Source organism: Colwellia sp. RSH04, assembly GCF_003545765.1.
GTDB lineage: Bacteria > Pseudomonadota > Gammaproteobacteria > Enterobacterales > Alteromonadaceae > Colwellia.
On record NZ_QXIO01000012.1, the window covers coordinates 21,275 to 37,795 of the forward strand.

The 16,521-nt window shown below is 37.0% G+C and carries 16 protein-coding genes and 1 pseudogene; 13 read left to right on the forward strand and 4 right to left on the reverse strand.

The window, feature by feature from the left end; translation table 11 throughout:
- Positions 1–21: 21 nt before the first annotated feature.
- The 5 genes from rimK (at position 22) to D1094_RS16020 (ending at position 4,499) form a co-directional block, all read left to right on the forward strand.
- Positions 22–927, forward strand: coding sequence for a 30S ribosomal protein S6--L-glutamate ligase (gene rimK / locus D1094_RS16000; RefSeq protein WP_118961117.1), 906 nt, complete (start codon positions 22–24; stop codon positions 925–927).
- A 28-nt stretch (positions 928–955) separates the two neighbouring features.
- The gene (locus D1094_RS16005) at positions 956–1,990 is read left to right on the forward strand and encodes a succinylglutamate desuccinylase/aspartoacylase family protein (RefSeq protein ID WP_118961118.1); all 1,035 of its coding nucleotides are present in this window, start codon (positions 956–958) and stop codon (positions 1,988–1,990) included.
- A complete protein-coding gene (locus tag D1094_RS16010; RefSeq protein WP_182440217.1) occupies positions 1,987–2,418 on the forward strand; it encodes a RimK/LysX family protein in 432 nt (143 codons plus the stop codon). Before D1094_RS16005 ends, D1094_RS16010 begins: the two co-directional genes overlap by 4 nt.
- A gap of 195 nt (positions 2,419–2,613) precedes the next feature.
- Entirely contained in the window at positions 2,614–3,498 is an 885-nt protein-coding gene (locus tag D1094_RS16015; RefSeq protein WP_118961119.1) for a mechanosensitive ion channel family protein, read from the forward strand.
- A gap of 53 nt (positions 3,499–3,551) precedes the next feature.
- Complete coding sequence (locus D1094_RS16020) at positions 3,552–4,499, forward strand: zinc transporter ZntB (RefSeq protein WP_182440218.1); 948 nt, start codon at positions 3,552–3,554, stop codon at positions 4,497–4,499.
- Positions 4,500–4,620: 121 nt separating this feature from the next.
- Here the strand turns inward: D1094_RS16020 and D1094_RS16025 are convergent, their stop codons facing one another.
- Positions 4,621–5,451 carry a LysR family transcriptional regulator gene (locus D1094_RS16025; protein ID WP_118961121.1) on the reverse strand — a complete coding sequence of 277 codons (831 nt, stop codon included), beginning with the start codon at positions 5,449–5,451 and terminating at the stop codon, positions 4,621–4,623.
- Positions 5,452–5,578: 127 nt separating this feature from the next.
- Here D1094_RS16025 and D1094_RS16030 point away from each other — a divergent pair, with 127 nt between their 5' ends.
- The 4 genes from D1094_RS16030 to D1094_RS16045 all read left to right on the forward strand — a co-directional run bounded on the left by D1094_RS16030 (position 5,579) and on the right by D1094_RS16045 (position 7,646).
- Entirely contained in the window at positions 5,579–5,836 is a 258-nt protein-coding gene (locus D1094_RS16030) for a hypothetical protein (protein WP_118961122.1), read from the forward strand.
- Positions 5,836–6,195, forward strand: a complete 360-nt coding sequence (gene maoP, locus D1094_RS16035; RefSeq protein WP_118961123.1) for a DUF413 domain-containing protein — start codon at positions 5,836–5,838, stop codon at positions 6,193–6,195. The genes D1094_RS16030 and maoP overlap by 1 nt, the downstream gene beginning before the upstream one ends.
- Positions 6,196–6,306: 111 nt before the next feature.
- Entirely contained in the window at positions 6,307–6,501 is a 195-nt protein-coding gene (locus D1094_RS16040) for a hypothetical protein (protein ID WP_118961124.1), read from the forward strand.
- 281 nt (positions 6,502–6,782) lie between these two features.
- Positions 6,783–7,646, forward strand: coding sequence for a PA4780 family RIO1-like protein kinase (locus D1094_RS16045; protein ID WP_118961125.1), 864 nt, complete (start codon positions 6,783–6,785; stop codon positions 7,644–7,646).
- Between the two features lie 433 nt (positions 7,647–8,079).
- Here D1094_RS16045 and speE read toward each other — a convergent pair whose 3' ends face one another.
- Both speE and D1094_RS16055 read right to left on the reverse strand, forming a co-directional pair.
- Positions 8,080–8,937 (reverse strand): polyamine aminopropyltransferase, encoded by an 858-nt coding sequence (speE, locus tag D1094_RS16050; protein WP_118961126.1) that lies wholly within the window; start codon positions 8,935–8,937, stop codon positions 8,080–8,082.
- On the reverse strand, positions 8,927–9,889 hold the full coding sequence (locus D1094_RS16055; RefSeq protein ID WP_118961127.1) for an adenosylmethionine decarboxylase: 963 nt from the start codon (positions 9,887–9,889) through the stop codon (positions 8,927–8,929). Before D1094_RS16055 ends, speE begins: the two co-directional genes overlap by 11 nt.
- A gap of 185 nt (positions 9,890–10,074) precedes the next feature.
- Here D1094_RS16055 and speB point away from each other — a divergent pair, with 185 nt between their 5' ends.
- Together speB and speA are read left to right on the forward strand one after the other, a co-directional pair.
- Positions 10,075–11,007, forward strand: a complete 933-nt coding sequence (speB, locus tag D1094_RS16060; RefSeq protein WP_118961128.1) for an agmatinase — start codon at positions 10,075–10,077, stop codon at positions 11,005–11,007.
- A gap of 2 nt (positions 11,008–11,009) precedes the next feature.
- Positions 11,010–12,962, forward strand: a complete 1,953-nt coding sequence (gene speA, locus D1094_RS16065; protein WP_259337988.1) for a biosynthetic arginine decarboxylase — start codon at positions 11,010–11,012, stop codon at positions 12,960–12,962.
- A gap of 218 nt (positions 12,963–13,180) precedes the next feature.
- Here the strand turns inward: speA and D1094_RS16070 are convergent.
- Positions 13,181–13,378 (reverse strand): annotated as a pseudogene (locus D1094_RS16070) (endonuclease III); the annotation flags it as partial.
- A 133-nt stretch (positions 13,379–13,511) separates the two neighbouring features.
- On the opposite strand from D1094_RS16070, the gene D1094_RS16075 reads away from it, so the two are divergent.
- Both D1094_RS16075 and D1094_RS16080 read left to right on the forward strand, forming a co-directional pair.
- Complete coding sequence (locus D1094_RS16075) at positions 13,512–14,585, forward strand: AraC family transcriptional regulator (protein WP_118961129.1); 1,074 nt, start codon at positions 13,512–13,514, stop codon at positions 14,583–14,585.
- Between the two features lie 200 nt (positions 14,586–14,785).
- Positions 14,786–16,459: a tetratricopeptide repeat protein gene (locus tag D1094_RS16080; protein WP_182440219.1), complete on the forward strand. Its 1,674-nt coding sequence runs from the start codon at positions 14,786–14,788 to the stop codon at positions 16,457–16,459.
- Positions 16,460–16,521 lie beyond the last annotated feature (62 nt).

Consider the following 16,521-nt stretch of genomic DNA (forward strand, 5'->3'; position numbering starts at 1 on the left):
AATTGAACACTGGAGTACAAAATGAAAATTGCCATTTTATCTAGAAACGAAAACTTATACTCGACTCGTCGTTTAAAAGAAGCATGTATTGAGCGCGGACATGAAGTTGATATTATCGATACATTACATTGCTACATGGACATTACCAGTAGTCGTCCTGCAATGCGTTATCATGGTGAAGAACTGCCAATGTATGATGCGATTATTCCTAGAATTGGTGCCTCGGTAACATTTTATGGTACTGCGGTAGCAAGACAATTTGAGATGATGGGAACATTCAATGTTAATGAATCTGTAGCAATTAGTCGTTCACGCGATAAGTTACGCTCATTACAATTATTATCGCGTAAAGGTATTGGTTTACCGCGTACAGGTTTTGCAAGTAAGCCAGACAACATTAAAGATTTAATTAAGAATGTTGGTGGTGCGCCTTTAGTTATTAAATTACTTGAAGGTACGCAAGGTATAGGAGTGGTATTAGCTGATACAGCAAAAGCGGCTGAAAGTATTATTGAAGCCTTTATGGGACTTAAAGCGAATATACTGGTACAAGAATATATAAAAGAGGCTGGCGGTGCTGATATTCGTTGTTTAGTTGTTGGTGGCCGTGTGGTTGCAGCCATGAAGAGACAAGGTGCTGAAGGTGAGTTTCGCTCAAACCTTCACCGTGGCGGAAGTGCTGAAGTGATAAAGCTAACTAAAGAAGAACGCGCTACGGCGGTAAATGCAGCAAAAGTTATGGGTTTAAACTTCTGTGGGGTTGATTTACTTCGCTCTCATAACGGCCCTATGGTAATGGAAGTGAATTCATCGCCTGGTTTAGAAGGTATTGAGGTAGCAACTGGGTTAGATGTTGCTGGTAAGTTAATTGAATTTATTGAAAAAAATGGGAAACTTAATGCCAATAAAACAAAAGGCAAGGGTTAAGGTAATATAAGTTTGCTTAGGAAACATTATGAATGAATTAAAAATTGGCGAACATACCATTTTGCTTGGGCAAACAAAGAAAATTGATTTGCCCGTAGCAAAGCTTTATACCGACGCTGATGTAAATTTACCGGTTTATATTATTCGTGGGAAAAAAGCAGGGCCGACTATTTTTGTCAGTGCTGCCGTGCACGGAGATGAACTTAATGGTATTGAAATAATAAGGCGGCTTATTAATTTAAAGGGGTTTAAAATCTCGGCTGGTACTCTTATCGCTGTGCCGATGGTAAATGTTTATGGTGTTGTGAATCAAAGTCGCTATATGCCAGACAGAAGAGATTTAAACAGGAGTTTTCCTGGCTCTTCTAAAGGATCTCTTGCTGCGAGGGTTGCTAATATTTTCCTCAAAGAAATTGTTAGTCATTGTGATTATGGGATTGATTTGCATACTGGTGCTATTCATCGCTCGAATTTACCACAAATAAGAGCGCAGTTAACAGATGAAGAAACGCTGGAAATTGCCAAATCGTTTGGTGCGCCAGTGATTTTAAATTCAGACATCATTGATGGTTCGCTGCGCGATGCTGCAGTAGGCTGTGAAACCAAAGTGTTGCTTTATGAAGCGGGTGAAGCGCTACGTTTTGATGATTTTTCAATCAGAGCGGGTATTCAAGGTATAGTCAATGTACTAAGACACCTAAAAATGATGCCAAAAGGAAGAGTTAAGAAAAAAGCGATTAGTCAATTTATTGCTAATAATAGTAGCTGGGTAAGGGCGTCAAGTAGTGGCATTGTGACTCACCATTACAACCTGGGTGATCAAGTGGTAAAAGGAAATCTTCTTGCTGAAATTGGTAGTCCATACGGTGAAACATTAGGCGAAGTATTTGCTAATAAAAGCGGTGTTATTATTGGTAAACAAAATATACCTTTAGTGCAAGAAGGTGAGGCTATGTATCACATTGCTTATTTTAAAGAAGATGATGAAGAAATTGCCGAACATATAGAAAATGTTGAAGAAGAATTAGTTAATAGTTTTGAGGCTAATGAGGGGGTACTGTGATAGATAGAATTGTAATTGGACACATTGAGAATATTGATTTGCCTGAATTGGCTATAAAGCAACTAACGGTACGTGTAGATACAGGAGCTCAAACATCATCACTACATGTTGATAACCTTCAGCGAACATTTATTGATAATAAACCTGCGGTAGCATTTGATATTCATCCTGAAATTCATAATGTAGAAAAGTCAGTCAGGTGTACTGCAATTTTACATGATGTGAGAAAGGTAAAATCGTCAAATGGTATTAGCGAGCAACGTTATGTAATTAAAACACCAGCAATTATGGGTGATCATACTTGGGATATTGAAATTACGTTAACCGATAGATCAGATATGACCTACCTTATGTTATTAGGAAGGCAGGCGTTAAGTGATCATTTTTATATAGATGCCGCTAATGCTTTTGTTGCCTCTCATAGCTAAATAATGCTGAGGTAGTATGCTCATAAAAAGTTTTACTTAAGTAAAAATATATTTAATTAACTAGGGCGTTTTGAGCTTTGTTGATATTTTTATACAAAGAATAAAACATGCCCTAGGTTTACACTGAACAAAGGCTAACCCATAAAAAATGATTATCCTTATAGTCAGTAATATGGTTAACCGTTGGAGTAAACGATGTTAGAACAAATAACCTATTGGTTAAGTTATCCTTTATTTACCTTAAATGAAAAGGTTATTACCCTTGTTGAAGTGCTTACTGTGCCGCTGTGGTTAATTATTAGCGTCTGGTTTGTTCATTTTTTTATTTCCAAGATTGGCGACAAGTTACGTCATAAAAATAAAGATCCAAACCTTATTCATTTAGTGCAAAGGCTTTTGTATATTGTCGCGTTAGCGGTAATCTTTATTACAACGTTGTCTATGTTAAGTGTGCCTATTACGGCTTTTGCCTTTTTATCTGGTGCTATTGCGATTGGTTTTGGTTTTGGTGCTCAAAACATTATTAATAACTTTATTAGTGGCTGGATTTTAATGGGTGAGAAGCCAATTCGTATCGGTGACTTTCTCGAGGTTGAAGGAGTTAAAGGTACCGTTGAAGAAATTAATACGCGCTCTACACGTGTTCGACGGGTAGACGGGGTTCATATGTTAATCCCTAACAGTAAACTGCTTGAAAATACTGTGATTAACTGGACACTAAGAGATAAACTTATTCGAGGTACGGTTGCGGTAGGTGTCGCTTATGGCACTGATTGTAAGCAAGTGAAAAAAATCATGTTAGATACGGCAAACGCTCAACAAGAAACGTTAATGGAAAATGGCAAAGAGCCACAAGTATTCTTTCAAGATTTTGGTGATAACTCTTTAATGTTTGAAGTATATTTTTGGATAAACTCTCAAGTTGAAGGTGGGTTACGGTTTGTCGCCAGTAATATTCGTTTTGAATTAGTTGAAGCGTTTAACCAAGCAAATATAGTGATTGCGTTTCCACAAAGAGATGTTCATGTGGATGGTACAATTAAGTTAATTAATACAAAAAATAAAAACATAACACAGTAAATGCGAATGAATACGTTATAACTGTGTGTCTTTGAGACGTTTAAGGTGACATTGTGATTCATGACTTTATTGTAGAAGGTTGGGCAATTGCCAAAGATGGTAGTGCCAGTAAAATAGAATTAAATGACGAATTGAATTCTAATGCTTATTGGCTTCATTGCAACAGAGGAGCTGAGCAGTTTGAACAATGGTTAAGGGCAGAAAATACTGAAGAATTTATTATCGATTCATTACTGGCAGCAGATACAAGGCCGAGGTTTCAGCAAATAGATAATGATAGTTTTTTCTTAATTTTGCGTGGTGTTAACCTAAATAACGGTAAAGAGCCTGATGATATGCTAACTATCAGGCTTTTATATACACCACAGCGAGTGATTACGTGTAACTTACAACACTCAAAAGCTATCGCGTCAGTTAGCGACGAGTTATCTAGAGGGAAAGGGCCTGAAAGCTTAGAAGTATTAGTTATTGCTATTTTGAGTCAGTTAAATGCTAAGATTGAAACCGTAATTGAACCCATAGAGCACTTTATTGATGCTCAAGACAATGACTCGTTTACTAATGAAGAAATAACTGAAATAAGTATAAAACATCGTAAGTTATTAAGGTTAAACAGGTTTCTTAAGCCACAATTACATGCATTGTCGTCTTTATGCAAGAATAAAGTATCAACGTTTGATGAGCATACCGTTAGCTTGGCTAATCAGCTAGACACGATGCAACGTATTGTGGACACCATAGATTTTTATATTGCACAAATAGATGTAATTAATAATCGAATTTCGCACTTAAATAGTGAAGTGATGAACAGAAACACATACTTGTTATCAATAATCGCAGGAATATTTTTACCACTCGGCTTTTTAACAGGCTTATTTGGTATAAATATTGGTGGTATGCCTGGGGTTGAAAATGGTAATGCTTTTTACTTGTTTTGCGGACTACTTGTAGGCGTTGGTGTATTTGAATTTGTGTTGTTTCGTCGTTTAAAATTTCTTTAACTTGGTTTTACGGGTTTAAGCTAAACTTTAACTAAGTTAAAACTAGATTTTTACCAGGCTAAATTAGGCAAGATAGAGTGCCAACATCGTTATAAACTAACGATGTTGGCAAATCATATAATTATTGTGAAGTGCTTAATAACTCAGTCAGTTTACAGGTTAAATCAGAGTGAGGAGTTGATTTTCGTTGAGTTAAATAGATAGGTCGCTTCAATTGAAGAGAACTCTCAATATTAAATATACTTCCGCTTTCAATGTGATCTGCCACTAACTCGGTAGGTAAATAAGCAAACCCTCCATTTGTTAATATCAACTCTAGCGCAATACTTGCTGTAGATGTTCTATGTGCAGGAAAAACTTTGTGGGTTGTGGCATGTTCTTTAGCGAAAGTAATTCCCCAATCAACATATATATACCTCTCACTACTTTCAGAAAACGTTTGATGACTACCCACTAGCGAAATATCGAAATATCCAATTAGTGTATTGATAAAGTCACTGTCTTTTATTGGGTCTGTTAAAAAGGCAAGATTAAGGCTTTTATCATCAAGTTTACGTTGAATAGCTTCTCGAACAGAAATTTCAGTCCCAACCACCATACCATCAAATAAGTCATCAATATCACTAACGCGTCGACTTAAAAATGCATCCCATACATTAGGAGTAGCAGCCATGTTGAAGTTAACTTTTTGCTGGCTAGCCAAATTGACAACCACTTTTGACTGTTCCACTTGTTCAATTACTAAATGGGCAAAAGGCAATAATGACTCACCTGCAGGGGTAAGTGTTAAGTTATTTTTTTCTCTTATAAATAATGGTGAAGTATAAAATTCCTCTAATTGCTTGATTCGAGCGCTTACTGCGGCTTGTGTGATATACAGTTGCTCAGCAGCTCTGCCAAAATGCTTGTTATCAGCCACCGCTACAAATGTTTTAAATATTTTAATATCCATACTGTCACTCTTTTAATTTACTCAAGGTAATCTAAAGAAATTTTGTCTTGTCGACAATTATTATTTGCTTTTCATTTTAACCATTCAGCCTTAAATTAGCGTTGAGAATAACCTTAAAGGAACAGTTATGAAACTTTGTAATGTAGTCATGTTTGGTATGTTAGTTATGTTTAATGCAGCAGCAAGTACCGAACAGACAAACTTAGCACCACCATCATTGGTACAAGATTACTTTGATTACTGTAATGAAATTCGTCCTGATGATGAAGCTGACCTTAATGAGTACAGTTTGAACTGTGTAAATGGACAGCTCAGTGATGCAGGTTTTGATACTTTTACTTTGTACAAAGAAATGATTGAACACATGAATAAAGAGGATGAGTAATGGAAACTGCAATCAGAAAAGGCAAAATAACATTTTATGCCAGTGATATTTTTCCACATGGCCTTTCAAGAAGTAGTTATTTTAACAAACGTGAAGCTGAAGAATTAATGATGTATGGGCATACCTTTTCGGGGTTACAAGACGGCTCTCTGTCTCCTGAAAATGAAGAAGAAGCGGCATTTGTCACTGAGATTAATAGCAATGAAGAAGTAACCTTATATTCGGTAAAGCTATGGCACAAGTATTTGTCAGTTGTTGCTAATAAAGGGGTGTTTCACGGGTTCTCAATGAGCAGCAGGTACGTTCATTCGAACGCTCAACAAAGTAATAATGACATTACGTTTAACTATGTTAGGTAATCTTTTTGCGCTCAAGGATGAGTGCTAGCCACTACGTTAACAATTTGGGGTCAAAGTATGCATGCGGAATAAAAAAGCGTATTTACCCTGATATATTTAATGAGAATTCTTATGAGTATTGTAAAAATGACAAAAGACGATAATGACTGGGAAGGGAGTTATCAAATTTCATATACAACGGGCAAACCTGCTCCTATGAGGGCTCGACGAAAAGCTTTATCAACTTGGCAAAAAATAGAGAAAATAAAAGATGAAGCTTCACTTAATAAACACATTACAAAAGACGAAACCACTTATTACGATTAAGTAAAATTTTTAAATCTTCGGGAAGTACTTTTGAATTTAGTTACCAGATGTCATTAAATGGACTTAGGGCATCTACCTTTTATATCATTTTGTATAAATAAATGACAACTCAGAGCAAAAATAGAAGCCAATTCATTGGTCATTTTGAATCCATTCTTAACTCTGAGAGTTAAACAACTCATAGCCGTTACACGCCTTTTTAATACCGAAAAATCTACGCGCAATTTTTTAAATGTAAACTATCTATTTAAAATTGTCGTTAACTAAGGTATAACAGCGCGATGAAAGTACCTAAAAGAATACAGCCACTTGTTGAAGATGGTTTAGTTGATGAAGTTATTTGCCAATTAATGAGTGGCAAAGAGGCGACTGTATATATGGTTCGCAGTGGTGAGGATATCCTATGTGCCAAAGTATACAAAGAAGCTAATAAGCGTAGCTTTAAAAAAGCAGCACAATATCAAGAAGGGCGGAAAAGTCGAAATAGCCGACGTGCTCGCGCCATGGAGAAAGGATCAAAATACGGAAGAGGCCAGCAAGAAGAAGCTTGGCAAAATGCAGAAGTCGATGCACTAAACCTACTCTCTGAGGCTGGCGTAAGAGTACCTCAACCGTATGGATGCTATGACGGTGTTTTACTGATGGAATTAATAACCGATGATAATGGCGAAGTCGCTCCACGATTAAACGACGTTACTATGTCTGCGGAACAAGCCATAGAAGATTTGGAAGAAGTGATGGTGTATGTTCAGCGAATGTTATGCGCGGGTGTAGTCCATGGGGACTTATCTGAGTTTAATGTGTTAGTCGACTCCTATGGCCCAGTGATTATTGATTTACCCCAAGCCGTTGATGCATCTGCCAATAATAATGCTAAGTCAATGCTAATTCGTGATGTTCAAAATATGACTCTATATTACAGTCAATTTGCCCCTGAATTACTAAAACGAAGGTATGCTTATGAAATGTGGTCGCTTTATGAAAGAAGCGAGCTAACCCCTGAAACTGAATTAATGGGTGTGTTTGCAGAGCAAACGAGTAACGCCGACGTTGATAGTGTATTAAATGAAATTGAAGCCGCTTTTGAAGAGCATGAAGCAAATCTTGAACGTCTAAAAACGGCAGAAAATACTGAAATGGAATAGATTAAATATCTTTATTGTTTTCTGAGCTATCCAAAAATTAAAGCTCAACTGACTCAGCTGTCGCCTAGTGTTTGAACGTCCAGTGTATTCTTAAAATAAATGGTTCGTCAATGGATGGATATATTTTAAGCTGAAGTGCTAAGTTGAGCATGCAAGGGCATGTGTGCTATTCATGCTGTCATGTAAAAAGCTCAAGTTCAAATGGAGTAAAAGTTGTCTAAATAAAGTGTTTTAATACTATCACGTATTTACTCAGAGTACCTTAAAAAAGCGCAGTCGCCTTGTACAACAAAACATTATTGAGTTAACGATAAATATAATCTATCAGACATATCTGAGTTGAGTGGTCACCACCACCCTAGACAGGCCAAGGCTACTAAGGCTAATGTGCCTATTTATGCTGTCTAGCGAGGATGAAGCAGTTGTCGTTAAACTAATTGTCAATGAGTTCATCTAAGCCTTTTATCACAAAGCTGGGTAAAGCAAATGCGGCGCTATGTAATGGTGTATTGTAATAATCAAATGCTAACCCTGATTGAGTTACGCGTTCAGGATTGAAATCATTCACTGGGTGATATTTTTTAGATGCAAATGTAAAGCTCCATAAACCGCCTGGGTAGGTTAAATTACTAAAGCTATATAAGTAGCTTTTAGGAAAAACATTGTTTAGTACTTTTAATAATGATTGTTGAATATCCATCGCATACCAAGATGATTCGCCTTGAGAAACAACAATACCGTCATCAGTGAGACAGTTAAAAACGTCTTGATAAAACGCTTCGCCAAATAGAGGCTGTGCTGGGCCGATAGGGTCTGTGCTATCAACAATAATAACATCAAATTTTTCTTTAGTTTCTTTCACAAATTGCACGCCATCGCCAATGATAAGGTTAATTCTTTCATCATCGAGTGCACAAGCGGTTTGCGGGATGTGTGCTTTACAGGCATCCACAACCATACCATCAATTTCAACCATTGTGCATTTATCAACCGAAGCATGGCGGATTACTTCTCTTGCCGTACCGCCGTCACCACCACCGATAACCAACACATTTTTAGGGTGGGGATGAACAAATAAAGGAACGTGAGTTATCATGTCGTGGTAGGCAAACTCATCTCTTTCGGTAACCATAATTAAGCCGTCATTTAATAACATCTTGCCATGACCTTTAGTCTCGACAACGTCAACGGTTTGAAAATTACTTTTACCCGAAAAAAGTACCTTCTCTACTTTAAACTTAATACCTAAGAAGTCTTGAAATTTTTCTTCAACCCATAAATTAGAGTGCATGGTTATCTCCTAAAACATCAAGCTCTATCGGCTCAATAAACGTTGTTTGGGGCAGTATATAATTAGCAAAATTAACTATGTAGCCGTTGTCTAGTTGTGTGCTTACGCGTGATTTACTCACATATTGCTTTGGTATGTATTGTGCCAATTTTGCATTAAAATTTTGCGCATTAAAGCTCATCAAATCAAATGATTTAGGGGCTAAAATATCAATTAGCGTGGGTGCCAGTGCGAGTAAATCAAGGTTTGACTCAAAGCTAATATAGCTACTGTCCATTTGTGGTGTAACATGAATGGTTAAATAGTGCTGGTCGTGAATCGCATTGAGTGAGTAACCATAGGGCGAAAACACAAAATCGTCGATAATAAAATTTGGTAATAGGCTATCAATTCTAAGGAATTCTCGGATATCCGCCTTGGTTAAATTAGGCTGAGTTAAATGCTGTGAGGCTTTTTCAGATATTTGGTAAGCCAAGAACTCATAGGTAATGTCATCCGCATCGGCAACAAAGTCGTTCTCTACATGGAAAACGTAGTTGTGGTGACTGTCCATTTCACCAAAACGATAGGCTTTGCCGGGAAGGTACTGATGAATTAATTTGATGTCATCACCAAAGCAACTTGGTTGTGCGTTGGCAAAGTATTCGTTTTTACGCTGATAAGTGAGATGTTTAATCACCTCTGAACCTAAATTTTTAATGAAAAATTCAACCGCTTTAACGAGTTGGGTTTCGCCGCAGGTTAAAATTAATAGTCTATCTTGCCAGACGAATAAACTTGACTCAGACAAGAGAAATGCTTTGCAATAGTTATTACGGATTGATGACAAAATTTTCGCCTGACTGCAATTCACTAATGCTGACCAAAACTCATCACTGATATCGTCAAGCAAAGAAAGCTTTTTCGTATCGATTAAAATCTCAGCTTTTTTTTCTGAACCTTCAAAAAACATTCCGAGCTTCCTAATGTAAAAAGGGTGCGCTATTTTACAAATTAATCTGTATTAATCAATAAAAAATCACGGTAAATTGTTAATACTTTAAACTGTATTTTTTTTTCTATTTAGCTTATAAAAAACTATACATCTTGCAAATAATTTGCATAATTACGCAAAAATTAAATAAGTGTTCAATTGTTATGCTTAAATCAATTAACGTTAACTTAGTGCCTGCACCTATCCCTTATGAAGGAACATCACAGGAGATAGGAGTTCACGCTAATACAACCCATATGATTGGGTTTGAGTTTGATGGTACTGCGTGTTTTCGTAAAGGTGCAAAATTTGGTCCAAATGCATTGCGTGCGGTTGCTGATGGCATTGAGTCATACTCGCCTTATTTAGAGGCCGAACTTGATGATGTTTCCTTTATTGATTTGGGCAATCTCGCCATTGATTTATCGATAAATAAAAACAGTGCGCCAAGTGACGTTGAAAAAGCCTATTACGATGGGAATAAGGCATTTGATACTTTATTTGGTGACGTTTCATTAAACGACAGTAATGTTCGCATTATGACCTTAGGTGGTGAGCACTCAATTTCTTACGCACCTATCATTAAGTACTTAGCTGATTTCCCAAAGCTTGTTGTTTTACATTTAGATGCGCATGCCGATTTACGCGATGGCTATTTGGGCTATCATCATTCACATGCGGCTATCATTCGCCGTATAAGTGAGCATTTTGGTGAACATCATCAATTACTACAGTACGGAATTCGCTCAGGCACAAAAGATGAATATGAATGGATGAAACAACACGGAACATTAAAAGCCAGTAGAGACAAATTTCTTGCAGCGGTTGAGGAAATACCACTAGATACGCCTATTTATCTCACCTTAGATTTAGACTACTTTGATCCAAGTTTTCTGCCAGGTACTGGTACGCCTGAGCCGGGAGGAGAAGATTTTCATTCGTTTGTGAGCCTTTGTAAAATACTTAAAAACAAAAACTTTGTCGGATGTGATGTTGTTGAGTTATCACCCGAAATTGACAGTACTGGAAATAGTGATGTGTTTGCCGCGAAAGTCGTTCGCGAATTATTACTTTGTTTAGAGCCGTGGAGTTTATAGCATTGAACGTAGAAAAAAATACCATTGAGAACAACAATGCCACAGAATATACAAACGAATGGTCGATAGAGTCTGCTGAAAAAACTTATCGGGTTAATCGTTGGGGGAATGGCTATTTTAGTGTTGGTGAGCATGGGTGTATCAATGTTACTCCGCGTCATGACCAACCGGGTTTGTCAATTAATTTACAAGAAGTGGTTGATGAAATAGCCGCAACCGATATTGATTTTCCTGTTGTTATTCGATTTCATGACATATTACGCTCGCAGGTTGAACGTTTAAACAGAACCTTTAGATCTACCATTGAAGAAGCTGATTACGAAGGACGTTACTTTGGTGTCTTTCCGGTGAAAGTTAATCAAATGCGTGAAGTCATTGAGGAAATTGTCAGTGCGGGCAAACGATTTGACTACGGTTTAGAAGCAGGTTCAAAGCCTGAGCTTATTGCGGCTTTAGCGTACAATACCAATAAAAACTCGCTAACCATATTAAATGGTTACAAGGATGAAGAATATTTAAAGCTGGCTTTATTAGGTCAAAAAATTCATCGCAATACCATTATCGTCATTGAAAAATATAGTGAGCTAACTAAATTAATATCATTGTCAAAATCATTAGGCATTAAGCCCGTTATTGGCTTACGTGTTAAAATGATGGTAAAAGGGCGAGGTAAATGGGAAAGCTCCAGCGGAGAACGGGCAAAATTTGGTTTAAGCATTGCTGAAATACTTAATGCGATTGATTTGCTTGAGCAAGAAAACTTAAAAGATACGATTAAATTATTGCATTTTCATATTGGCAGCCAATTAACTGATATTCGCGCAATAAAAGAGGCGGTACAAGAGTCGTCATTAATTTATACGCAATTAGTAAAACAAGGTGTTCCCCTTGAATACGTAGATGTTGGCGGTGGTTTAGCGGTAGATTATGATGGTTCGCAATCAACCAATGACTCGTCATGTAACTATGATTTAACAGAATATATCGCCGATATAATTTACGGCTTTAAACAAAGTTGTGATCTTGAGTCGGTGCAACACCCTCATATCGTTAGCGAAAGTGGCCGGGCAATGACGGCGCATCATTCTTGCGTTATCACTAAGATAGTGGGGGAAATTCAACCCAGTGATAAATCATACAATACCCGTAAAAAAACCGGTGAGCATATCATTGTCAGTAATATTCGAGAGATTGAAAACAACTTGTCATCGGATAATTTTCAAGAGTCATTTAACGATGTTTCGCAGCTCAAAGAGCAGGCAATGCAAGCGTTTAAACTCAGTGTATTAACGCTTGAAGAGTTGGCTAAAATAGAAACATTGTATTGGCGAATTTTAAATACTGTAGAAAAAGTGAGCCAAGCCGAAGAGTTTATTCCTGAAGAGCTAAAAGAAATACCAGAAATGTTGTCATCTCAGTATTTAGCAAATTTTTCAGTGTTTCAATCAGCGGCTGACTCATGGGCTATCGACCAAGTGTTACCGATAGTGCCAATTGCTAGGTTAAATGAGGCGCCGTTAAAGCTTTGTAGTTTAGTCGATATTACCTGCGACAGTGATGGAAAAATTGACAAGTTTATTGGTGATGAAGAGGTTAGCAAGCTCCTGCCGTTGCACCAGCTCAATGATGGCGAAGATTATTATATTGGTTTATTTCTCACCGGCGCCTATCAAGATGTTATGGGGGATATGCATAATTTATTTGGCCGTTTAAATGAAGTGCACATCGTTAGTTATGACGATGATCCAAAAGACTTTTACATTGAGGAAGTGGTGAAAGGCTCTGCGGTTAAAAACGTTTTATCAACCATGCAATATACGCCAGAGATTATGGCGCAAGTGGTGAAAAAAGAAATAGATAAGCAAATTCAACGGGGCAAAATAAAACCACGTGAAGGGGTAAACTGGATAGACTTTTACGAAAATTGCCTAGACGGGTATACTTACCTGAAATAATTTACCTATTTCATAATGAACCAAGTATTGTTACATTTCACATTGTGGTGATGAAAAGCAATCTTGGTTAATCGTCTTTAATAGTCAATAATGCATACTACCTTAGCATTAGCGTCAATAACTGGAGAGGATTGCAACTCTCCATTTCTAATAAAGTCCACCCTAGGCTATTCTGTCTTCTCTTTAAACTCACACAAGTCTTCAATAATACAGCTACCTCATTTTGGCTTTCTAGCAACACAGGTATAACGGCCATGAAGGATTAGCCAGTGATGTACGTCGACTTTAAACTCAGCAGGAACCACTTTTTAAAGCTTATTTTCCACTTCAACGACATTCTTACCCATAGCAAATTTATTGCGGTTTGATACGCGATCGATATGGGTGTCTACTGCTATTGTCGGCCAACCAAAAGATAATTAAAGTAGACTTGATTGTATTATTGTAACTTAAGCGTACCAATGCTTTGTTACTATCAATGTTTAGTTTAAAATGTAAAAACACTTATTATGTATTACGTAAGCAGCTTTAGATGGCATACACGATTTTATGATTTTACAAACGTTAGAGTTATTTCCGGTTCATATTGTACAAATTGTTTTTGCATGCCAAGTGGGATTTATCTCAATACTGATCTGGAACCAAGAACGTTATCGTAGCTTGGCAGTATTCTTTATTTTCCAAGCCATTCTTAGTGTTATGAATGTATTAGAAGGAGCAAATACTACAACGGAATATTATTTAGTCACACCAGTATTTACATTAGTCATTGGCCCAATGCTCTATTTCTTTATTCGATCACTTGTAAATGATGTTGCAATGACAACAAAGCAAAAAATCGTTCACTTTGTTGCGGCGCTAATCGCACTTCCTTTCACTCATTACGTTCAGCTTATTGTTGCCTTTGGTACATTAAGCCAATTAATATATTTAGCGCATTCATTTCGTGTTATTGCTCGGTATCATAAAACTGCAAATGCAGTAAGTTCGGATGCTGACCGGTATAAGTTAAACTGGCTACTAAAAGCATTATTTATTTTCGCATTCGTGACAATTGCAGATCTTATTAGGATGAACCTGCAAACTTTCACATCAGACTTTGTTGCAATGCTTTGGTATTTTATTAATGAAGTCATCTTCATGAGTTTGTCTTGCTACTTAGGCTTTAAAATTATTAGGCAGCCCCAGTTGTTTGTTGGAATGACATCCTACGAGAAGTTAGTCGAGCATGAAGAGTCGGGCGATAACCAAGAAGAACAGGCTTTAGCACAGAGAATTTTCGCTAATATTGAAAATCATATTCTACAAGATGCAATGTTCAAAAAACCAAGGTTAACGGTGACGGATATATCTCAGAGCACAGGAATTAGTGTGAAAGATATTTCTTGGGCCATTAACTTAGGCTGTAATCGTAACTTTTGTGATTATATAAATAGTTTAAGAATAATGAATGTGAAGAAAAAGTTACTCGCAGGAGATAGTCGAAATACCTCTTTGCTGGATATTGCTTTAGCATCAGGTTTTAACTCAAAATCGACCTTTAATGCAGTATTTAAAAAGGAGTTAGGTAAAACACCATCTCAGTTTATTCGTGATGAATTAAAGCCTACAACCACCCCATAGAAGTGCAATAATAGTTTTATTAAGTATGAAATCCTGATTTCGGACGATATTCTGTCATATATGACTATGATTCGCCTATCTTTTAAAGTTAATTTAGGTAAAGGCAGTTTATGCACAGCAAGTTTTATATAAAATTGTTTATTCTCACGATATTCGTTTACTGTTCGACTCATGTACTCGCATCCGACAAATCGAGTAAGATGACAAATAACTCGATTGGACAAGTCCCTACGTTCAGTAAGGTGGAAGATCCTGCTCAATATTATACGGATCGACAAAAAGCACTCGATTTAGTGCGGCAAGAAAATTGGCTAGCAGCGAAACCCGTTATCGAGTCTTTGATAAGCCAGTACCCTGATGACGGCGATACTTGGTACATCCTAGGCTTAACTTACTTTCAATTAAAAGAATGGGAAAAAGCAATTGCTGCACTTAAAAAGACAATAGAGTTAGGTACTATTTTGTCTAATGTTCCAACCGGGTCTGCACCGTCTAATGATATTATGATCAACATTGCAGAAGCTTATGCAGAGCTTGGCCAAGCGGAAAATACAATTGCTTGGATTAACAAGTCTTTAGCCTATCGCTATGATGACCGAAAGAATTTAATTGGAAACTTTCACTTTAAAGAAATAGCAGCATCTAAGGAATTTCAAAAGGTTTCGGGCGTATTTTTGCCTAAAGATATATCGAGAGTAGAGTTATGGCAATATGATCTTAAGTTTCTGGTATCTGAAATAAAACGACTTCACGTCAACATGTATCACTCAATAAGTGAAGACAACTTTGAAAGAATGGTCGCTACTATTAATAAAAAAATTCCTACGCTGTCTGATCAACAAATAGTATTCGAGTTTATGAAATTAGTTGCGTCTACGGGTAATGGTCACAACTTCATTGTACCGGCTTACGCCAAAATAGGGGCTTTTAATCAACTACCATTACAGTTTTACTTATTTAGCGATGGCCTCTTTATTGTCTCCGCCGAGGAGGAGTATCAGCACTTGGTTGGTAGTAAAGTCGTTAGGATAGGCAGTACAGCGGTAGAAGAGGCGCTAGACAGAGCTAAAAAGGTGAATGCAAGAGATAATGAAATGCAGCACCTTTGGTTGGCACCTCATTATTTGGGGTTAGCTGAAGTGCTTGAAGGCTTAAACATTGTCGATGATGCTAATGTTATTACAATTACGATTGAGAGTACTAAGGGCGAGCAGAAAACGGTTACGCCAAAACTTAAAGTAATGAGTTTTAGTGGTTTTCCCAAATTACCAGCACTTGCTAATAGTGATGAAATTCATAATTTTCAAGCGAAAAAGACGTATTGGTATCAACATATCCCTGAACAGTCTGCGCTTTATGTTCAGTATAACTATGTTCATAATTCCAGTTCACAATCATTTGAAAGCTTTAATCATGAGCTTAGAGATAAAATTTCGCTATTGAAACCTGAGAACATTATTTTGGACATACGACATAATGCTGGTGGTGATGGAAGTACCTATCCACCTTTACTTAAAACATTGGTGCAGTTTGAATCAATAAGGCCAAATGGCAAACTATTTGTGGTTATGGGAAGGAATACTTTTTCTGCTGCTCACAGTTTATTGTTGGATATTAACCGACTTAGTAATCCAATATTGGTTGGTGAACCGAGCGGCTCTAGACCCAATGCGTTAAGTGAGGCTGGTTGGTTTAAATTACCGTATAGCGGCACTTGGGGAATTATTTCATCTCAGTTTCACCAAGCTTCTAAAGCAGAGGACCATCGCATTTGGGTCTCTCCTCATGTACCTGTAAGCTTATCGTCTAAGCAATACTTTTCAGGGGATGATCCTGCAATGCAAGCAATAAAGAAGATAATTAACCGTAAATAAGTCTTAATATTAATTGAGTAAAACAGTCTATCGCTAAATTAAAGATTGTTTTAAAGGGATTA